Below are 19,403 nucleotides of genomic sequence, written 5' to 3' on the forward strand. Positions count from 1 at the left end.
GGTGGCCGATCGATCGCGCGTGATCATCGGTTGGGGGCGGGGATGGCTGCGGGTACGGGGGAAACGCGTCTCACGATGCTCGGGCACTACCAGGTGGCCGAGTTGCTGGGAGCCGGCGGCATGGGCGAGGTCTACCTCGCCCACTCGCCCTCCGGACGGGCGGTCGCCGTCAAGGTGATCCGCGAGGACCTCGCGGCGAAGCCCGGCTTCCGCGAACGGTTCGCCCGCGAGGTCCAGGCGGCCCGGCAGGTGAGCGGCGCGTTCACGGCACCGGTCCTGGACGCCGACACGACGGGCCCCACCCCGTGGATGGCCACCCAGTACGTCGAAGGCCCCACGCTCGCCGACGTGGTGAACGACCGGGGCACGCTCCCCGCCGACGAGGTCTGGCGACTGGCGTCGGGCCTGTGCGAGGCGCTGCGCGACATCCACCGCGCGGGCCTGGTCCACCGCGACCTGAAGCCCGGGAACATCCTGCTGGCCGAGGACGGCCCACGGGTCATCGACTTCGGCATCTCACGCGTCGTGGACGCGACCGCCCTGACGCAGACCGGTCAGATCCTGGGAACACCCCTCTTCATGGCGCCCGAACAGTTCCGCACCCCCCGTGACGCGGGACCGGCCGCCGACGTCTTCGCACTGGGATCGGTCCTCGTCTACGCGGCGACCGGCCACGGCCCGTTCGACGCGGACACCCCGTACGCGATCGCCTGGAACGCCGTCCACGAGGACCCGAACCTCACCGGCCTGCCCGAATCCCTCCGCCCCGTCGTCGAACCCTGCCTGCGCAAGGACCCCGCCGAACGCCCCGCCCCCGAAACCCTCCTGACCCTCCTCTCCTCCCGCCGCGAACGCCGCGCCCACCGCACCTCCGCCCGCGAAGCCGAACTCGCCCACACCCGCCGCGTCCGACTGCGCCGGGGCGCGCTCGCGGCGGGCGCGGTGGCGTGCGCGGCGCTCATCGCCGGCGTATGGACGTGGTGGCCGAACGGGGACGGCGGCGAAAGCCCCCGGAAACCGCTCGCCACGGCCGGCACCCCGTCATCCGGACCGACGTCCGCGCCGGTGCGGATGCCGGGCTGGAAGCCGTGGGTGACACAGCTGCGTACGGACCAGGGCCCGCCACGCGAGATGACCGACTGCCGCTACGAGGCCTCGGCCCTCTGGTGCACGGACGATCGGGCACAGCTGGCACGTCTGGACCCCCGCTCGGGAAAGGTGCTCTGGCGACAGACCGGCCCCGGAGGGCAGGGGTCGGCAATCCTGGGCACGACGCGCTGGACCGTTCTGGTCGGCGCCTACCAGGAGAACGGGTCCCAGCACGCGTACAAGATCCAGGCATACGACGTGGAGACGGGAAAGCCGCAGAACGAGCGAGTGATCCCCGGGGCGAAGGAGTGCGGCCTCGCCGCCGAGCTCATCGTCTGCGCTCACGGCGGAAGCATGTCGGCGTGGAACCCGGACGGGATCTCTCCCCGGTGGACCGCCTCATCGGACTGGGTCCTGCTCCCCTCGCCGAAGGGCTCCCCGCCGCAGAGCGTCTACGTCATGAAGATCACCGAATCCGGCCTTCCCACGGAGGTCGGCGAGATCAGCCAGGGTGACGGCCACCTCATCTGGCGCCAGGACGTCCCCAAGGGAACCGGCTTCGCCAGGGTGTCCGGTGAGGGCTTCCTGTACTTCCTCACCTACAGGGGAGGCGTGACGAAGCTCGTCCGGCTCGACCCGGAGCGCGGGGGTGAGAGGACGACGGACCTGGCCGTCCCCGAGCGCATGCTGGACATCGTGGGCGAGGTGTTCTACAGCCATCGCGGCGGCGTCATCAGCGCGTACGACATCGCCACCGGGCGGCGCCTGTGGGCCTCCAGCACGCTCCACCACCGCTTCTCGGCCCCGACGGTGGAAGGCGACCGCATCCACTTCACCACCCAGGACGGCACGGTCATCGCCCTGGACCGGCACACCGGGGGCGCGCTGTGGCAGCAGAAGGCTCCTCAAGGAGGATCCGAACCCGGCCCTTCGGCCAGGGCCACCCTCGCCATCCCTGCACCCGTCGTCCTCGGCGATGTCATCGTCGCGCCGGCCTACCAGGCCTGGATCCACTCGTTCCTCGCGCCGCAGACGGCCACGCCCCCTCGGGCGAAGGCCCCTTCCACCGCCGCCGGATGATTCAGTCCCCGCTGGGCCGCCACGCCTGGGCCTGACGGACGGCGACACGGGAGGCCCAGGCCCACAGCACCACGCTGACGACAAGGACGACGCCGGTCGCCGACAGGATCAGCCCGGCGGTGACGTGGGACTCGTCGCTGTTCGTGATCGGCGCCGCGAGGGCGGTCGCGACCGCGACGCCCGCGGTTCCGGCAAGGGCAAGCGGGGCGAGGACCGCCCACGCCGCGCTCGTACGGAAGACGCGCAGCCCACCCGTGAGTACGGACAGGGGCGCGAGAGCGCGGCCCTGCCGCAGGAACTCCGCCATGGCGCTGAGGCCCGCGGCCATGACGAGTACGGCGATACCGACCATCCCGAACAGGGCGCTCCAGCGGCCTTGGTCACGGTTGTGAGCACCCCCGGACTCCCCGCCCGGGGCACTGACGGCCGCGCCGCGCGGGAACACCTCGTGGGACATCCGCTTGAGAGCGGGCACGGAGAGCGGCCGTCCGTCCCGCCGCACGAGGGCGAGGACCGGCTGCTCGGCGTCGCCGGAAGCGGCGCGCTCCGTCAGCGTCCGGGCGTCGGCACGGCGGATCACCAACGGCGAAAACCCGTAGGAGGTCCACCGGAACAGCTCGAACAACCGCGAGTCCTGCGGGATCCCACCCACGCGCGCCTCGCGCGCGGGGCAGGACAGACGCAGGGCGGTCAAGGCGGCGCAGTCGCCGTACACGGTCACGTCCCCCCGCCCCTCGGCGCCACTGCGATGCGTCAGCAGGACAGCCTCGGCCTCCGGGACGCGGGTGGTGAAGTCGGCCACGTCGGATGCGGACACATCGCCGTCGATGCTCACACTGACGGTGCTGCGGTCCATGTGGTCCATGGCTCGCTGTTCATCGCTGGCCTGTGACCCGAAGATCCCCTGCCACGCGATGGCCTGCATGAGCACGATGAGAGCGATCGAGACACCGGCGACGAGCCGGGCCGTCGCGCCGGGATGCGCGCTGCTGCGCCGCCCCGCTACGAGCGTTCCCGGCAGGTGGTGCGCCCGTGCCCGGCGGGCGAGCAGGACTCCGGCCTTGGCGACGACGGTCGCGAGGGCGGCCGGCAGCGTCAGGACCGTACCGGCGATGCCCACCCAGCTGACGAGCATGCGCAAAGGGGGAGCCGGAGCGAACCCGGGGCCGTACACCGCCAGGAGGATCCAGAGCGGGCACAGCACGGCCAGCCGGGGCAGCCAGGCGCTGCGGGAAGTACTGCGCGGCCGGGTCCCGGACGTGCCCCGGCGGGGCGCGAGGTCCGCGAGGACCACGGCCGTCAGGACGATCAGGAGTGCCGCGAGGGGCGCGAGTACGGCGGCGGACCAGCCGTACGCGCGAAGGTGGGAGGAGGAAAGGATGTAGTCGGCGTGCGGGATGCGCAGGTCACGCAGTAAGGCTCCACCGACCGCTGCGGCACCGATCACCGCGCCGAGTACGGCCGCGGGCCCGGCCTCGCCCACGGCGATCAGGGCGCGGTCGGTCCGTCGTCCGCCGAGTGCGGCGACGAGCGCGGTCCTGCGGTCTCGGGCGTGCGCACCGGTGCGTGCCGCGACGACCAGCAGGACGGAGGCGGGCAGGACGAGCAGTCCGATGACGACGGCCTGGAACATCCACTCGGACTTGTCGTTGCTTCCCCCCATGCCGAAGTCCCCGCCGGCCCACCCGCCTCCGGCCGAAGGACCGAACCCGGTGACGACTTCGACCTGCCCGCCAGCGCTCAGTCCGTCGCGCGGGCGGACGTAGGCGAGCCATTCGGACGGCTCGTCCAGCCCTTCCTCGCCGATCGTGCCGGCCAGCCGGCCGTAGCGATGGTCGATGTCCTCGCCGGCGCCCGCCCTCCGCAGCTCCGGCGACAGGAACACCTGGCCCGGTTCCGGCCAGCGGTCCAGCCCGGGCGGCAGTGGCGCGTCCCCGCGGTGAGGGGCCAAGTGCACGACGGTGAACTGACGTTCACCGGCGAGCGAGTCGTATCGCTCCAACCACGCCGTAGCGTCGGCCACGCGCTCCCCGGCCCCGTCGGAGCCGATCACGGGCTCCCTGGCCACCCGACGCTCCTCCTTGCCCGCGTACACGGCATGGACGGCGACGAGGCTGCCCAGGCCGAGCCCGAGGACGAGCGTCGCGAGGAACAGCGCGACGAAGCGCACGCCGCCTGCCTCGGTACGGCGGCCGGCCACGCGCCCGATGGCGAGGAGCCGGCGCGCGAGCGTCATACGGCCGCTCCCGAGGAGACCGGCTTCAAGGTGCCCGCATCGAGCCGCAGCGTACGGTCGGCTCGTGCGGCGATCCCCGGATCGTGGGTCACGACGAGCAGCCCGCACGCGTAGCGCCGGGGCAGATCGAAGAGCAACTCGGCGGTACGGTCACGGGTTTCCGTGTCCAGGGCGCCGGTCGGCTCGTCGGCGAGCAGCAAGGCGGGTTCGTTGATCAGGGCGCGGGCCACCGCGGTCCGCTGCCGCTCACCGCCGGACAACTCCTCACTCGTCGCCGCCTGCGGTACGCCGAGGTCGTCGAGAAGCTTCTGCGCCCGGTCTCGCGCTCCGTCCCGGCGGGAACGGGCGAGCATCGCCGCGAGCATCACATTGTCCAAGGGGCTGAGCTCCGGAAGGAGTTCACCGAACTGGAAGACCATGCCGATCGCCTCGGCACGCACGATGGCGAGGCGCCCGGGCCGCAGCCCGACGATGTCGGTGCCGGTCACCTTCACGGACCCCGCCGCCGGTTTGATCAGCCCGAGTACGCAGGAAAGCAGTGTGCTCTTACCCGATCCGCTCGGGCCGGTCACGGCGACGGATTCACCGGCCCGCAGGGTCAGGGAGAGGTCGGTGAACAGCTCCCGCGTACCGAGGGAATGCGTCAGCCCCTCGATCTCCAGAACGGGCCGTATGGATTCCGTGCCGTGTGCCGTGGCCACTAGCGGTCCTCCTGAGCGCAGACAGAATCCATCACGCTCGCACGGCGGAATTGACGCCACAAGCAACCACGTGAATGTCCGTCACATCACGGCGGATATCAGCTGTCAGCTGTCAGCTGGTCGACGGCTCGGGACAGCCGCCGCACACGCAATGCAGCCGTCAGCATAGGGAGAGTGAACTCGCCGTCGGCGGTTTCCGGCCTACTGGAAAGGAATGCGCGGATCCGCCCGAGCAGGGCCTCGCGTTCGCTTTCCGGCATGACGAGCATCCCCGCGCGCGTCGCGAGGGTCGCGACGAGGGAGTCGGCGGTGCGGAGCTGCCCGTGCGGGAACTCGGCTTGCTCCGGCGAGCCGAACCAGGCGGCCGCGCCGGCCTTCGGGAGATGCATGTCCGCCGTCACGGCACGCCAACTGGCGGGCGTGTCACGCGGCCCGATGGCCGCGCTCCCGCTGACCCGCGCGAGCCCGGCGACCCAGTCGACCTGGTCGTCCATCACGTTCCACAGCCCGGCCAGGACACCACCAGGTGCGAGGACCCTCGCGATCTCGGGCCCCGCGACGGCCATGTCGAACCAGTGCATGGCGTTCCCGGCCAGCACGGCGTCGACGGACCCGTCCGGCAGCGGAATCGACTCGGCGCTGCCGGGCAGGGCGCGGACGGTCGGCAGCGCGCGGCGCAGTTCGGCCAGCATCGCCGGGTCGGGCTCGACCGCGATGACGTCGACGCCCAGCGCGACCAGCGTGGCGGTCAGCTTGCCGGTTCCGGCGCCGAGGTCGAGGACCCGGGGCCCTGGCGCGGTCTCCAGCGCCCAGCGCACGGCGGCCTGCGCGTAGTCGGGACGGTGCTCGGCGTATGCGGCAGCCGCGGCGCCGAACGACGAGCTGTGAAGGAGACGTTCGCCGATTTCCACGGTAATACCGTAAGGGTGAATCACGGGAACTGGCGGTCTCGGTCGGCTGATCGCCCGGGGGAGAGTCGGTACTCCAGGAACCTGCCCGGGTGACGCGGCCGACCGCGCCCCGGCGAGGACCTCAGGACCGGCTTTAGACCGTCAGCGCACGTCGACGAAGTCGGCCGCGGAGAGGGCGGGTGCGGCCCAGTTCGGGGCCATGTACTTCCAGCGCCAGAATCGTCCGGAGTCTACGGCTCCGCTCGGACACCACCAGAACGGCGCGACGGCACCCGGCTGCCGGGCGGGGCTCCAGCGGGTGGGCGTTTCCGATGAGCTTCTGGTGGGACCGGGGTCACGCCAGGGGCCCGGGCATCGGCGGGGGTCGGAGAGCGACCGTCGGGCCGGTGGGTGGGGGCTCGGTTCGCAGCCAGGGCGGGTGGGTCTCTATCGGTCGGTTCGGGGTGCGCGGCCGTTGAATGGGGCAGTCGGGCGTGGCTTAGCGGCGAACGCCCGCCCCTGGGCTGGGATTCAAGCCCGGCAGGTCACTCCCGGCGGGTGGAGAGATGACTCACCCGCAACTACTCCGAGTAACAGGCCCCCCCTTGACGCGGTGGTGGAGGCCGCCACACTCGGAAAGAGGGCGGCCCCACCAGAAGCCCACCAGATACCCCCACCCCCAGGACCTCCCCCAGCAAGCGGGGCGATGAGTTCACCTCAGGAACGTCTTGCGCCACTCCAGCGGCGACATCGTGAGCGCGGCTTCGGCGAGGGCCTGCGCGGACGCCGTCTTCAGACTGCCGAGTGAGGTGTCGATCCAGTCCTGGACCAGGGTGTTGCCCTGCGCCCGGTACTCCACAGCCTGCACGAGGCACTCCAGCTTGTCCGCGTCCTTGGCCACGATTGCCTCGGGGCTGTCATTGGCCTCGTACTCGTCGACGACCCGCTGGACCCCGGCCTTCACCGCCGGATGCGCGGCGGACACCTGATCCGCGGTGACGGTCTGGTTCGTGGCCGCGTCGATGTAGCGGCGGCCGATGTGCGGGATGTCGCCGATCCGGGTCTCCTGCGTGTCGTGGAACAGACACATCAAGGCGACCTTGGCCGGATCCACGCCCTCCATCATGGCGAGCACGGCCCCGATGACGCCGACGCGGAACGAATGCTCGGCGATCGACTCGGGGTTGTTGTTGCCGGTGAACCACCACCCGGTGCGCTTGGCATTCTTGAGCACCCCCATCTCGAAGATGAACCCGGCCGTGCCCTGCGCGTTCGCCGTCTCGTCTGCCATGCGGTGACCTCCGGTTCTCAGCTGCGATCACGCAAAACGTAATACACGGTGTTGAGTTCATGACGAGATCTTTCGGATGCGACACCCTCGTCCAACAGCCGGCCCGTACGCTCTGCCAAGTCCCGCGCAAGCGATGCCGACGCCTGGGGCAGCCATGGGTGCCCCGCCAGCAGGGCCCACAGGGTGTGGGCGTACAGATCGACGTATCCCGGGGCGTGGTGCATCCCGTACGTGGGTTCGTAGCGGGGGTGAGTGAGCCTCTTCCGGTCGGCTCAGGGTGCGCGGTTGTTGAATGGGGCGGCCCGGCTTGGCTTAGCGGGTCGCGGCCGGTGGGGAGTTGGGGATTCAGGCCCCGCTGGTCACTCCCGGTGGGTGGAGGGCGTGGGTGGTGCGTGGTCGGGGTTGGGGGGCTGGCGGTGAGACATTGGTGCACTTTCTCCGACCGATAAGGGTGATGTGCCCCCTTTGGGGGATATCTCGGGGGCTGTTACTCGGAGTAGCCGCACGTTAGTCACCTCTCCACCCACCGGGAGTGACCAGCCGGGCCTGAATCCCCGCCAAGGGACGGACGTCCGCCGCTTAGCCAGGCCCGACTGCCCCATGCAACGGCCGCGCACCGCGAACCAAACCCAGCGGACCCACTCGCCCCGGCCGCTAACCAAGCCCCACCCCACCGGCCCGGCGGGCGCCCTCCGGCCCCCGCCAATGCCCGAAGCCCCCGCGTGACCCCGGCCCCGGACCGCCCTCCGAGAGTTTTTGCGCAGCTTCCGGCGCCGGGTCAAGGGTGGCCGTAGGCCATCGCATCGCGACGCCGTAGGCGCCCTTGACGCGGTGGTGGAAGCTGCGACTCTCGGAAAGAGGGCGGTCCCACCAGAAGGTCTCAAGAACCCTTCGCCCCCAGAACCCCGCCCGAGGCGTCGCGGTCAGCTACTGACCTATTTCCCTCCTACCGTCGGGCCATGACCACTTCACCCGAAGCCGAAGGCTCCGTCTCGTTCCCTCCCGGAGAGCTCGGTGAGCTGCTGCGTGCGCTCGCCGAGCAGCGCGAGTTGCTGCTCATCACCGTGCGCGGCATCACCGACGTCCAGGCCGCGCAGCGTACGACCGTCAGCGATCTCACCTTGGGTGGGATCGTCAAGCACATCGCCCGCGGGCATCACGTGTGGACGCAGATCCTCGTCAAGGGGGACGGGGAGCTGCCGGACGGCATGCTCGACATGGAGCAGTACCGCATGGTCGACGGCGAGACGCTCGGCGGGTTGTTGGAGCAGTACGCCTCCGGCGTCCGGATGACCGAGGAGGCCTTGGGCGGTCTGCCCGATCTGGATCGGACCGTGCCCCTCCCCCGGACTCCCTGGTCCCCGCCCGAGACCGTCTACTGGTCCGTTCGCCGGATCCTGCTGCACCTCCTCAGGGAGACGGCGCAGCACGCCGGGCACGCGGACATCATCCGGGAGGCCCTCGACGGAGCGAGCACCACCGCTCAGCGGTGATCGCCCGCTCCGGAGACGTCGGTCAGTCGAACCAGCGGTCCCTTGCCAGTTCCGCCGTCCTCGACGGGTCCTCCAGGAGGGCCGCCACCTCGAAGCGGCGGGGCCACTGGCCTGCCGACCAGGCCAGGCCTGCCGCCACGCCTTCCAGCGTGGCGGCGTGGAGGATGCCGTCCTGTGTCACCCGCCAGTCCAGTTCCACGCCCCCCGCTCGGAGTTCCTCGTGTTCGATGTACGAGGCAGGGGTTGCCGGGCCCAGGAGGGCGTGGACCGACGGCGGGACCTCGTGTTCCTCGCCGACCGTCGTCACCTCCGCCTCGAACGCCTCGCTCAGGCGGCGGACCTGGAACAGTTCCGCCAGGTCGGCCGCGCGGGACGGGGCCACCGGGAGCAGTGGCGTGTCGCCCGTGAGGGGGAGGAGGTCCGGGGCGTCCGCCACCAGGGCTTCCGCCGCGTCCACGACGGCCAGTTGCCCGTCCACTACCGCCCGCAGCTCGTCCGGGAGCGTCACCTGGTCCGGGTCCATGTCCGCCAGCGCCGTGTAGAGGGCGTGGAGTTGGGGGGCCGTTACCTCTCGGGCCGGGTCCGCCAGGCGGGTCAGGAGTTCGGCCGCGCCGCCCGGCTCCTCCAGGAGCGCCGCCACCGACGTGCGGACGCCCAGCGCCCGCAGGACCTGCTCGTCGTCGAAGCCGGTCGCGTCGGCGGGGTCGTACAGGCCGGAGAGGAGCGGGTCCGAGCCTTCGGCGCGGAGTCCCGCTGGGCGGCGGCCGTCCAGGACCGGGTGGTCCCGGAGCCACCAGGCCGTGTACGAGCGGACCGTCTCCGTCGTGCCGTCCGGGAGGAGGATCCGTACCGGCTGGGTGAGGGCGTCACGGAGCGGGGGCTGCGCCAGGAGGGCCAGCGCCTGCGGCCAGGCTTCGTCGTCCACCAGGTCCAGATCGCGTACCGCCACGATCTCCGTCGCCACCGGCGGCACCGGCGACTCCGGCAGGCGGTCCAGGACGTCCTCGCACCACACGTCGACCGCGTCGAGGAGGCCGGCGTCGTCCGGCTCCGGGTAGTCGCTCTCCCGGGGCTCGACCTCGTCCGGGTCGAGGACCAGGTCGGTCGCACGGACCAGGGCGAAGTTGGACAGGACTCCGCAGGCCGCCAAGGGGCGTTCGCCCCAGCGGGATGCCAGGTCCCCGTCGACGAAGGGCAGTTCGTCCTCGCGCATCACCGACGCGAAAGCGGAGCCCGGGAGGACCAGCTCGCCCGCCGGGGAGAGTTCGCCGTCCTCGTCGGGGAGGGCTAGCGCGCCGAGCCACGGCTCCTCGCCCGGGTCGAGTTCCGCATCCCTGACCAGGGTGAGGACCGTCTCCGCCAGTTCCTCCGCGTCGAGGGTGTCCGCGTCCTCGTCCCAGATCTCGCCCGCGTCGAGCGAGGCCGCTACCGCCGCCCGTACCTGCGGGGTCGTCAGGACCGCGCGGGGCGTGGCGGGCAGGGCGCCCAGCTTCTCCAGAAGCGGGTGCGCCGCCTCCGGATGCGCCACCTTCAGGCCGAGGCGGGTCAGTTCGGCCGGGGTCCGGTCCTGCGGGAGCAGGACCTGGCGCGGGCCGATCGTCGTGCGGATCCGGACGTCTTCGCCGGAGTCGGAGTCGGCGTCGGCGTCGTTCGCGAGCGGCACCGGGAGGCCCGTCAGGCGGTCCGGGTCGACGCCCGCGAGGGAGTCGTACAGCCGCCACCACCACGTCGGGGCCCTGTCCACGCCCGCCAGGCGGTCGATCGCCTCCGTCAGGGGTACGCGGCCCACGCCGAGCGTGCGCAGTTCGGGGCGCCGCTCCAGGCCTGCCGGGAGAAGGGTCGGGAAGACCTCGGCGAGTACGTCGACGGTCTCCGCGCCCGCGCCCTCCGCCACCTCCGCCTCGATCGGGCGGAGCGCAGGCAGCTCTTCGGAGGGGGCCGCCGGCGCCAGGAACGCGACCCTCGGCAGCCGGTCGAGGATCGCCTCGCGCAGCGCCCCGTCGAGCGGGCCCTTGCCGAGCGGGCCGGGTACGAGGTCGAGGGTCGCGGTCGTCACCGGGTGCCAGTCGGCGAGGAGTTCGGCGTACGCGTCGGCCGCGCGCTGCACCAGGAAGTCGGTGAGCGGGCCGGGCGCCGGGTGGCGCCGCGCGGTGTCCAGCGGCAGGGACGCGATGAGGAGGGCAGGGATGCCGAGCGGCTCGTCGGTGGGCGTGGGGGCGTGCACGACCGGTTCGGTGCGGGGGTGGCGCGGGGCGCCCTCAGCGTCCACGGGTACGGCCCAGGTGACGGCCCAGTGGGGGCGGAGCCGCTCCTCCACCGGGCGGTCCTTGAGGAGTTCGGCGTCGATGGGACCGGTGTGGGAGACGGTCCGCCAGCGGTGGGTGCCGGTCGCCGTGTCGTCGATGCGTACGTAACCGTCGTCCTCGGAGCGGCGGAGGGTTCGTACGCCCTCGGCCGTCTCCACGACGATCTCCGCGAGACCGGGGAGCGTGAGGAGCAGCGCGTCGTCGACCTCTTCGAGGAGCCGCTCGGCCAGGTCGAGGGCGGCGGTGTCGCGCAGCGGGAGGACGACGACCGTGTCGTAGCCGTCGGGCGCGGTGCCCTCGGCGGGCAGCGGGAGACGCAGGAGGGGTACGTGGCCGTCCCTGCGGCGCAGTTCGTCGCCGAGGCCCGGGCTGTACCGGGCGGACTCGGCGGCGAGTTCGCGGGCCTCGGCGAGGGACCAGCGGACGCCGCCGTGGCGGCCGAGGACGGCGGGTTCGTCGGTCACGGCGAGGACGGCGGCGAAGCCGACGCCGAAGCGGCCGACGGCGCCGGGGCCCTGCTCGCGCTTGGCGGAGGCGCGGAGCGTGGACAGCGACTCGGCGCCGGTGGCGTCCAGCGGGGCGCCGGTGTTGGCGGCGGCGAGGATCGCGGGGCTCTCGTCGTCCGCGGGGTGGAGGGTGAGGCGGAGGCGGCCGGTGACGCCGGCGCGGTGGGCGGCGTCGGCGGCGTTCTGGGCGAGTTCGACGACGAGCCGGTCGCGGTAGCCGCCGAGCGCGAGGTCCTCCTCGGCGTTGGCGTCCTCACGGAACCGGGCGGGCGAGGCGCCCCAGGCGTCGAGCACTCCCCGCCGCAGCCGTGCGGTGCCGAAGGGATCGGTTCCGTCGGTCGTCGTCCGGACGCTGACGCTCACGTCTGACTCCACTCTGCGGGGCGGTGATCACGGGCTGATCAGGAGGTGACACGGCCGGACCCGAAGGTCCGGGGCCCGAAAGGTACCGCGCTCCGCCCCGCCCCGGCCGCCGGGGCACGACCCCGCCCCGGGGCGCGCGGAAGCACATCCCGGGGAGGGAACGGGGGTGGACAGACCCTACGAGTGACCCAGGTCCTCGGAGGAGTCGTCGGGCTCCGTCGTCGAGCCGGAGTCCTTGGCCGGGCGGAGCGGGAAGACGTCCGCGGCCATCGAGTCGAGGACCGGGGGCGCCGGGCGCGGGGGCTTCGGCATGACCGCGGCCTCCGAGTGGCCCCCGCAGCCGTACGCGAGGGAGACGACCCGGCCGTCCGCCGGGGAGAACTCGTTGGCGCAGACGCCGAAGGCCTGCTTCAGGGAGCCGGCGAGCGGCACCAGGAACGCGCAGGAGTCGCAGGACGCGGGTGCCGCCTGCGCCATCGGGGTCTTGGCGCCGAAGCTCTCGTCCCAGCGGTCCGCGGCCACGTGCAGGCCGTAGCGGGAGAGGACCCGGGCCCGGCGCATGCCGAGCTCCTCGGCGACCGAGGCGATCGCGCCGCGCGAGGGCGTACGGGAGACGATCTCGGCGTCCTCGACGTCGAGGTGGTCCGCCAGCTCCTCCGAGACCGCCGAGTTCGGCGGCGGCGCGTCCTCGCCCGAGTACCCGGGCTCCAGGCGCAGGTCGTCCTGCTCGGTGGGCAGCAGGTCGCCGGGGCCCATGTCGCCGGGGCGGAGGCGCTCGCTCCACGGCACCCACTCGGGGGCGAGGAGCGCGTCGGCGCCGGGCAGCAGGACGGTTTCGTCAAGCGTGATGTTCTTGGCGCGGGAGGCGCGGGTGACCGTCACCGCCCAGCGCCAGCCGCGGTAGCCGGGCTCCTCGCACGCGAAGAAGTGCGTGACGACCCGGTCGCCCTCCGCGACGACCTCGACGTGTGCGCCCACCTTGCCGGGCGCGGCCGCCTCCTCGGCGGCCTCCCGCGCGAGGTCTACCGCCTCGACGCACAGGCGGTCGGGGGTACGCGTGGCTCGCGGGGTACGCGGGGCACCGCTTCGCGTCGTCGCAGCACTCACAGGTCTCGCTTCTCTCCTACGCCGTCTCACGGGTGCGCCGGCCGAGGGGCGAAAGCGAAGCCACGGGCGGCGGGCGGAGCGGACCTGAGGGCCGCATCGACGTCCGCACCCGACTTGTCTCGCGTGTCTCGGGCACACCTATCACCATCCATTCTGCGGGATGCCGAAGAGGCGCGCGGCCGAGAACTTCCGCCGGTGACGCGCTACGCACGCTACCCCGTTCGCGGGCCTCCGCCCACCTGCCCGCCTCAAGTGGCCCGGATCGCGGACGGTCCGGGGACGGTCGGAAGGGGGTTCGACGGCGTCCGGAAGAGGATTCGGGGGCGGTCGGAAGAGAATTCGGGGGCCGCCGGAAGGGGGTTCGGGTGCGGTCGGAAAGAGGCCGGGAGCGACCGGAAGGGGGCCGGGGGGCGGTCCGGGGCGGTCCGAGGGCGGCCCGAAGGGTCCTCGCGCGGCCCCGGCAGCCCCGTTCCCCGGGCGGGCCGACGCACCGCCGTTCGCCGCGCCACGGTTCGTCCGGCGCGCCGGTGGGGCACTATGACGGAGTGGCAGCCGCACGGTCCCCCGCACGATCCGAAGATCATGCCGGACCGCTCAGCCGAGCGGGCCGGGCGGTCGGACGCGCCCTGCACCTGCCCTTCACCGGGACCGCGAAAGGCATCCGGAAGGCCACCCACGCCCATGGCGCGGGCGAGTCGGGGCTCGGCAAACTGATCGAGCTGCACGCCGTGAACGGCGCCGGCGACGTCATGATCACCGTCGCCCTCGCCTCCACCGTCTTCTTCTCCGTGCCCACCGACGAGGCCCGCGGCCGCGTCGCCCTCTACCTCGCCGTCACCATGGCCCCCTTCGTCCTGCTCGCCCCGGTGATCGGCCCGCTCCTGGACCGCATCCCGCACGGCAGGCGCGCGGCGATGGCGGGCGCGATGCTGACCCGCGCCGTCCTGGCGATCATGATGTCGGGCGCGGTCGCCACCGGCAGCGTGGAGCTGTACCCGGCGGCGCTGGGCGTGCTGGTCGCCTCGAAGGCGTACGGGGTGGTGCGCAGCGCGGTCGTCCCGCGCCTGCTCCCACCGAAGTTCTCCCTCGTGAAGGCGAACTCCCGGGTCACCCTCGCCGGGCTGCTCGCCACCGGGATCGCCGCGCCCATCGGGGCGGGGCTCCAGCTGATCGGGCCCCGGTATCCGCTGTACGGGGCGTGCACGCTGTTCCTGCTCGGGACGTTCTGGGCGCTGCGGATGCCGCCGAAGGTGGACTCGGCGAAGGGTGAACGGCGGGCGCACCTGCTGACGCACGGCGAGCGGAAACCGAGCCTGCGGACGGTCGGCCCGTCCGTCCTGCACGGCCTGGAGGCGAACGCGGCGCAGCGCATGCTGTCGGGTTTCCTGATCTTCTTCCTGGCGTTCCTGCTGCGCGAGCATCCGCTGTCGGGGCAGAGCGCCGCCGTCTCCCTGGGGATCGTGGGCGTGGCGGCGGGCGTGGGGAACGCGTGCGGCACGGCGGTCGGCTCACTCCTGCGCGACCGGGGTCACGGGCCCGAGGTGATCATCGCCACGATGATCACCGTGGTGTGCGGTACGGCGATCTGCGCGGCGATCTTCTTCGGCGGCGCGATGGTCGCCGTCCTCGGCGCGGTCGCGGGCCTCACGCAGGCCCTGTCGAAGCTGTCCCTGGACGCGCTGATCCAGCGGGACGTGCCGGAGGTGGTGCGGACGTCGGCGTTCGCGCGCTCGGAGACGGCGCTGCAGATGGCGTGGGTGGTGGGCGGAGCGATCGGCATCTCGCTGCCGCTGAACGGACAGCTGGGCATGGCCGTGGCGGCCGGGATCCTGGCGCTGGGCGCGCTCCTCGCCGTACGGGGCCTGCTCGCGGCGGCCCGCCGCCGCCCGGGCGGCCCGCCGGGCCCACAGGGCCGCTCGAAGGCGCGGGTGGCGTAGTACGGGCGTAGTACGGGCATGGTGCGGGCGTGGTCCGGGCGCGCTCCCAGGGGGCTCCGAGCCGGCTCCGGCCGTCAACCGACGTCGATCCGGCGGTCTCCCGACGTCGCTGCGGCCACCTCTCCCGAGGTCGCTCCGGCGGTCTCCAGGTGTCTCCCGAGGTCACGGAGCGGCGGCGCGCCGTACCCCCGCGTGGCGCTGGCGCGGCGGCCCGATAGCCTTCGGCTCATGACCGTTGCGTTCTTCTCCGGCTCGCGCCGCCGGGCCGCCGTCGCCCTCGGGGCCGTCTCCGCCGGGCTCCTCGTACTCTCCGCCTGCGACAAGCCGACTCCGATCGCGACTGTCACGGTCGGGTCCGACTCGATCCACTCCGAGGCCGCCTGCTACAACGACGGCGACGCCATCAAGGAGTCGCAGATCCAGCAGTGCCTCAACAAGAAGGCCGAGAAGTCCATCACCGTGGCGATGGACGACAAGGTCCGCTTCGGGGTCGACCCCGACATCGCGGACAACGGCTGGACGATCTTCCTCGGCGGCCAGCAGGCCGAGCCCGAGCCGTACAAGAAGACGTACCGGACCATTCCGGCCAGCGCCTTCTTCGCCGCCGGCCAGACCGGCGAGACGCCCGACAACACCCAGGTGACCATCGTCGAGAACACCGGCAAGAAGCTGACCGGTATCTGGCACTTCCAGCTGAAGAAGGAATCCTGATCCGCCGGTGGTCCACCGGATCCTGATCGTGACGGCCGTGGCGGCGGAGGCCGACTCCGTCGCCGCCGGCCTCGGTCACGACACCCCGGAGACCGCCTGGGAGCCCCTGGCGCTCCCGGGGGGTCTCACCCTGCGCCGCCACGCCGACGGAGTGGATCTCCTCGTCGGCGGGGTCGGACCGGCGGCCGTGGCCGCCGCGACGGGTACGGCGCTGGCCCACGCCTCGCTGTCCGGCACCGGCACCGGCGCCCCCTACGACCTCGTCGTCTCCGCCGGGATCGCCGGCGGATTCGCGCCGCACGCCCCGATCGGCACCGTCGTCGTCTCCGAGGCGATCGTCGCCGCCGACCTCGGCGCGGACACCCCGGACGGGTACCTCGCCGTCGAGGAGCTCGGCTTCGGACGGTCCGCGCACCCCGTACCGCACACCCTCACCGGCCCTCTCGCCGCCGCGCTGCACGCCGGCGACCGGCCGCACACCGTCGCGCCCGTCCTCACCGTCTCCACCGTCACCGGTACCGCCGGACGCACCGCCGAGCTGGCCGGGCGCCACCCGACGGCCGCCGCCGAGGCGATGGAGGGCTTCGGCGTCGCCGAGGCCGCCGCCGCGTACGGCGTGCCCGTCGTCGAGATCCGGGCCGTGTCGAACGCCGTCGGCCCGCGCGACCGCGCCGCCTGGCGGATCGGCGAGGCCCTGGACTCCCTCCGGCAGGCGTTCTCCCTGCTGGGCCCCGCTTTCTCCCTGTTCTCCCCGGAGGCGAAGTGAAGCTGAAGATCGCCTACTCGCCCTGCCCGAACGACACCTTCGTCTTCGACGCCTGGGCCCACGGCCGCGTCCCGGGCGCCCCCCGGCTCGACGTGACCTTCGCCGACATCGACGTCACCAACGGCTGGGCGGAGGGCGGCACCGACGACCACGACGTCCTGAAGGTCTCGTACGCCGTGCTGCCCTGGATCCTCGACGAGTACGCGCTGCTGCCCTGCGGCGGCGCCCTCGGCCGGGGCTGCGGCCCGCTCGTCCTGACCCGCGACTCGGGCACGGGGGCGGACCTCGCGGGGAAGACGGTCGCGGTGCCGAGCGAGCGCTCGACCGCGTACCTCCTCTTCCGGCTGTGGGCGGCCGAGAGCGTGCCGGGAGGCGTCGGGAACGTCGTCGTCATGCCGTTCCACGAGATCATGCCCGCCGTCCGCGACGGCAAGGTCGACGCGGGGCTCGTCATCCACGAGGCCCGCTTCACGTACCAGAGCTACGGCCTGCACTGCCTCGCCGACATGGGCGAGCACTGGGAGGCCACGACCGGGCTCCCGATCCCGCTCGGCGCGATCGTCGCCCGCCGCTCCCTGGGCGAGGAGACCCTGCGGCTGCTCGCCGAGTCGGCCCGTACGTCCGTGCGGATGGCCTGGGACGACCCGGCGGTCTCCCGGCCGTACGTCCTGGAGCACGCCCAGGAGATGGACCCGAAGGTGGCCGACCAGCACATCGGCCTCTACGTCAACGAGTTCACGGCCGACCTGGGCGAACACGGCTACGCGGCGGTCCGCGGGCTGCTCACCCGCGCCGCGGCCGAGGGACTCGTACCGCCCCTCGGCCCGGACGCGCTGGCGTTCCCGTGATCCGGGTCCTCCCCGGGTCCTACACGTCGAGCTGGTCGGCGACCGCGCGCAGCAGGCCGGCGATCTTCTTGCCCTGGGTCTTCTCCGGGTAGCGGCCCCGCTCGAGCGCCGGCGTGATGTTCTCCAGGAGCGTCGTCAGGTCCTGGACGATGGACGCCAGTTCGTCGGGCTTACGGCGCTGCGCGGCGGCGACGGACGGCGTCGGGTCGAGGATCGCCACGGAGAGCGCCTGATCGCCGCGCTGGCCTGCGACGACCCCGAACTCGACCCTTTGGCCCGGCTTCAGCGCGTCGACTCCGGCAGGGAGCACCGACGAGTGCACGAAGACGTCGCCGCCGTCGTCGCGGGAGAGAAAGCCGAAGCCCTTCTCGCTGTTGAACCATTTGACCTTGCCGGTAGGCAAAGCACGCACCCCATTCCACCAGTCAGCCGAACCACTGTCGTCGCGGATCAGGCCGTCCAGCGTTTGCTCGTGCCTGCCGTCGTTCGAAGCCTCCCCAGCTCTGTACCCCCCGTCAAGCAGCTCCACCCCTCCAGGCCACTAGTCCTGGCCGGGATCGATCGCAGCTCGCCGGGGCGAGAAGGCACGGACATCACAGCACACGTACGGGACCCCCTGAGAGCGGATTACCCCTGGACGTACGACAAACCCCCCTCCCGTAGTGAATACGGGAGGGGGGTTTGTCAGGTCGGCCGCTCCCGCTCATACGCGTCCAGGCGGCCTCGCAGCGTCATGGGCAGCTCTGTCGACCCATAGGCCTCGGCCAGGGCCTCGCGCGTCTCAGGGTCTTCGAGGAGGTGAGGGGACGCCCAGTGCCGGGGAACGTTCCATCCGCACCAGATCCAGTCCGCCGGTTCCGGCATCACGAGCTTCTGCTCCGCCGCGATCCTTCCGATCTCACCGAGGTCGAGCACGGCCCCGGAGCGGCTGCCGCGGGCCATGTCCGGCAGGCAGTCGCGCCAGACCCACATGGTCACCTTGTACTCCTTCAGGAAGGACCGGCGGTCGTCCTGGTCCTTCTCGTCCCACACCTCCCCGTACTGTCGCCCGGTCGGCCTGATGTGCGGATTCCTGCGTTCCTCTTGCTGCTTCTTCAGGTGCCGCACCGTGCCGGACAACGACTTGTGCATCCGCCAGTAGGACTCCTCCTGGCCTTCGCCGTCGCATTTCCCCGCAAGGAAGTCGCCCTCGAGCCGGGTGAGCCGCGCCCCGGCCGCTGCGAGTTCCTTCTCGACCGAAGGGCCCGCGCCCGCTCGGTCGTACTGCTGCCACTGCCCGACGCTCTGGAGGACGATGTCCTCGGCGACCCGGTCCAGTTCCTCACACGCGATGTAGGCCCCCTTCTTGCAGGAGCCACCGCGGAATCGGTTGGTGCACCGGTAGGAGTACCGCGAAGGAGACCGGGTGCCGTCCTTGCGCTGTGCCCCGGAGGTCGAGACCCGGGCCAGCGATGCGCCGCATTCTCCGCACTTGGCGATTCCGGCGAGCAGGCTCTTGGCGGCTCGGGTTCCGGGCCCCTTGGCGCTCGTCTCCTTCGGAGCGATTCTCTCGACCAGGTCGAACCACTCGTCCATTTCCGCGTGCGGACGGTCCGGCAGGATAAAGGGCTCGCCGTCATCGCCGAGAACGGCTTCGCCCTTGTACGTGTAGATACCCGGGAACCAGTTCGAGCGGACCATCTTGTTGATGATCGTGGCCTGCCACATGACCCCCTTCGGGACCTGCCCCTTCCGCTCCCGCAGATGATCACTCCACGTGAGAACGCCCTTCTCGTTGAGCTCCTTGGCGATCCTGTGGGTGGTCTGCTTCCTCCCACCGATCCGCGTCTTGATCTCGTCGGCACGGTGGTTGAGCCAGCGGCCGAGCCGAGGCCGCCTGAACGGAGACAGTCCGCCGGACACGTCCGTGTCCTCGGCCTCGCCGACGAGGATGCCCGCCACGTGTGGTGCGTTGACGTAGTGCTCGATTCCCCGCCGCTGCCGCGCGATGGCGGTCGACTCGTCGGAGTCGGACGACAGCCGCAGGCACGCCAGGTAGCGCAGATCGGATTTCATGAACATCAAGGTGCGTGCGTGCCC

General features: G+C 72.2%; 14 protein-coding genes. 6 read left to right on the top strand and 8 right to left on the bottom strand.

The genetic code is table 11. The features are described 5' to 3' along the window. Positions 1-75: 75 nt before the first annotated feature. The gene (locus tag OG357_RS16775) at positions 76-2,169 is read left to right on the top strand and encodes a protein kinase domain-containing protein (RefSeq protein WP_329621916.1); all 2,094 of its coding nucleotides are present in this window, start codon (positions 76-78) and stop codon (positions 2,167-2,169) included. Between the two features lies 1 nt (position 2,170). Here the strand turns inward: OG357_RS16775 and OG357_RS16780 are convergent, their stop codons facing one another. From OG357_RS16780 to OG357_RS16795, 4 genes are all read right to left on the bottom strand, one after another. Next, entirely contained in the window at positions 2,171-4,405 is a 2,235-nt protein-coding gene (locus tag OG357_RS16780; RefSeq protein WP_329621917.1) for an ABC transporter permease, read from the bottom strand. Next, on the bottom strand, positions 4,402-5,106 hold the full coding sequence (locus tag OG357_RS16785; protein WP_329621918.1) for an ABC transporter ATP-binding protein: 705 nt from the start codon (positions 5,104-5,106) through the stop codon (positions 4,402-4,404). Before OG357_RS16785 ends, OG357_RS16780 begins: the two co-directional genes overlap by 4 nt. 98 nt (positions 5,107-5,204) lie before the next feature. Further along, positions 5,205-6,017: a class I SAM-dependent methyltransferase gene (locus OG357_RS16790; protein WP_329621919.1), complete on the bottom strand. Its 813-nt coding sequence runs from the start codon at positions 6,015-6,017 to the stop codon at positions 5,205-5,207. Between the two features lie 691 nt (positions 6,018-6,708). Beyond that, positions 6,709-7,287, bottom strand: a complete 579-nt coding sequence (locus OG357_RS16795; RefSeq protein WP_329621920.1) for an HD domain-containing protein — start codon at positions 7,285-7,287, stop codon at positions 6,709-6,711. Between the two features lie 959 nt (positions 7,288-8,246). Here OG357_RS16795 and OG357_RS16800 point away from each other — a divergent pair. Next, positions 8,247-8,780, top strand: coding sequence for a DinB family protein (locus OG357_RS16800; protein WP_329621921.1), 534 nt, complete (start codon positions 8,247-8,249; stop codon positions 8,778-8,780). A 22-nt stretch (positions 8,781-8,802) separates the two neighbouring features. Here OG357_RS16800 and OG357_RS16805 read toward each other — a convergent pair whose 3' ends face one another. Next, positions 8,803-11,967 (bottom strand): sacsin N-terminal ATP-binding-like domain-containing protein, encoded by a 3,165-nt coding sequence (locus OG357_RS16805; protein WP_329621922.1) that lies wholly within the window; start codon positions 11,965-11,967, stop codon positions 8,803-8,805. 165 nt (positions 11,968-12,132) lie between these two features. Further along, the gene (locus OG357_RS16810; protein WP_329621923.1) at positions 12,133-13,062 is read right to left on the bottom strand and encodes a DUF3027 domain-containing protein; all 930 of its coding nucleotides are present in this window, start codon (positions 13,060-13,062) and stop codon (positions 12,133-12,135) included. 545 nt (positions 13,063-13,607) lie between these two features. On the opposite strand from OG357_RS16810, the gene OG357_RS16815 reads away from it, so the two are divergent. From OG357_RS16815 to OG357_RS16830, 4 genes are all read left to right on the top strand, one after another. Then, positions 13,608-14,999, top strand: a complete 1,392-nt coding sequence (locus tag OG357_RS16815; RefSeq protein WP_329621924.1) for an MFS transporter — start codon at positions 13,608-13,610, stop codon at positions 14,997-14,999. A 228-nt stretch (positions 15,000-15,227) separates the two neighbouring features. Then, positions 15,228-15,710: a DUF2771 domain-containing protein gene (locus OG357_RS16820; protein ID WP_329621925.1), complete on the top strand. Its 483-nt coding sequence runs from the start codon at positions 15,228-15,230 to the stop codon at positions 15,708-15,710. A 7-nt stretch (positions 15,711-15,717) separates the two neighbouring features. Then, positions 15,718-16,476, top strand: a complete 759-nt coding sequence (locus OG357_RS16825) for a futalosine hydrolase (protein WP_329621926.1) — start codon at positions 15,718-15,720, stop codon at positions 16,474-16,476. Continuing rightward, the gene (locus OG357_RS16830) at positions 16,473-17,324 is read left to right on the top strand and encodes a 1,4-dihydroxy-6-naphthoate synthase (protein ID WP_329621927.1); all 852 of its coding nucleotides are present in this window, start codon (positions 16,473-16,475) and stop codon (positions 17,322-17,324) included. The genes OG357_RS16825 and OG357_RS16830 overlap by 4 nt, the downstream gene beginning before the upstream one ends. Positions 17,325-17,343: 19 nt before the next feature. Here OG357_RS16830 and OG357_RS16835 read toward each other — a convergent pair whose 3' ends face one another. Beyond that, complete coding sequence (locus OG357_RS16835; protein WP_033211384.1) at positions 17,344-17,727, bottom strand: cold-shock protein; 384 nt, start codon at positions 17,725-17,727, stop codon at positions 17,344-17,346. 281 nt (positions 17,728-18,008) lie between these two features. Further along, positions 18,009-19,379, bottom strand: coding sequence for a recombinase zinc beta ribbon domain-containing protein (locus tag OG357_RS16840; protein WP_329621928.1), 1,371 nt, complete (start codon positions 19,377-19,379; stop codon positions 18,009-18,011). Positions 19,380-19,403 lie beyond the last annotated feature (24 nt).

This window comes from Streptomyces sp. NBC_01255, from assembly GCF_036226445.1.
In the GTDB taxonomy this organism is placed as follows: Bacteria; Actinomycetota; Actinomycetes; order Streptomycetales; family Streptomycetaceae; genus Streptomyces.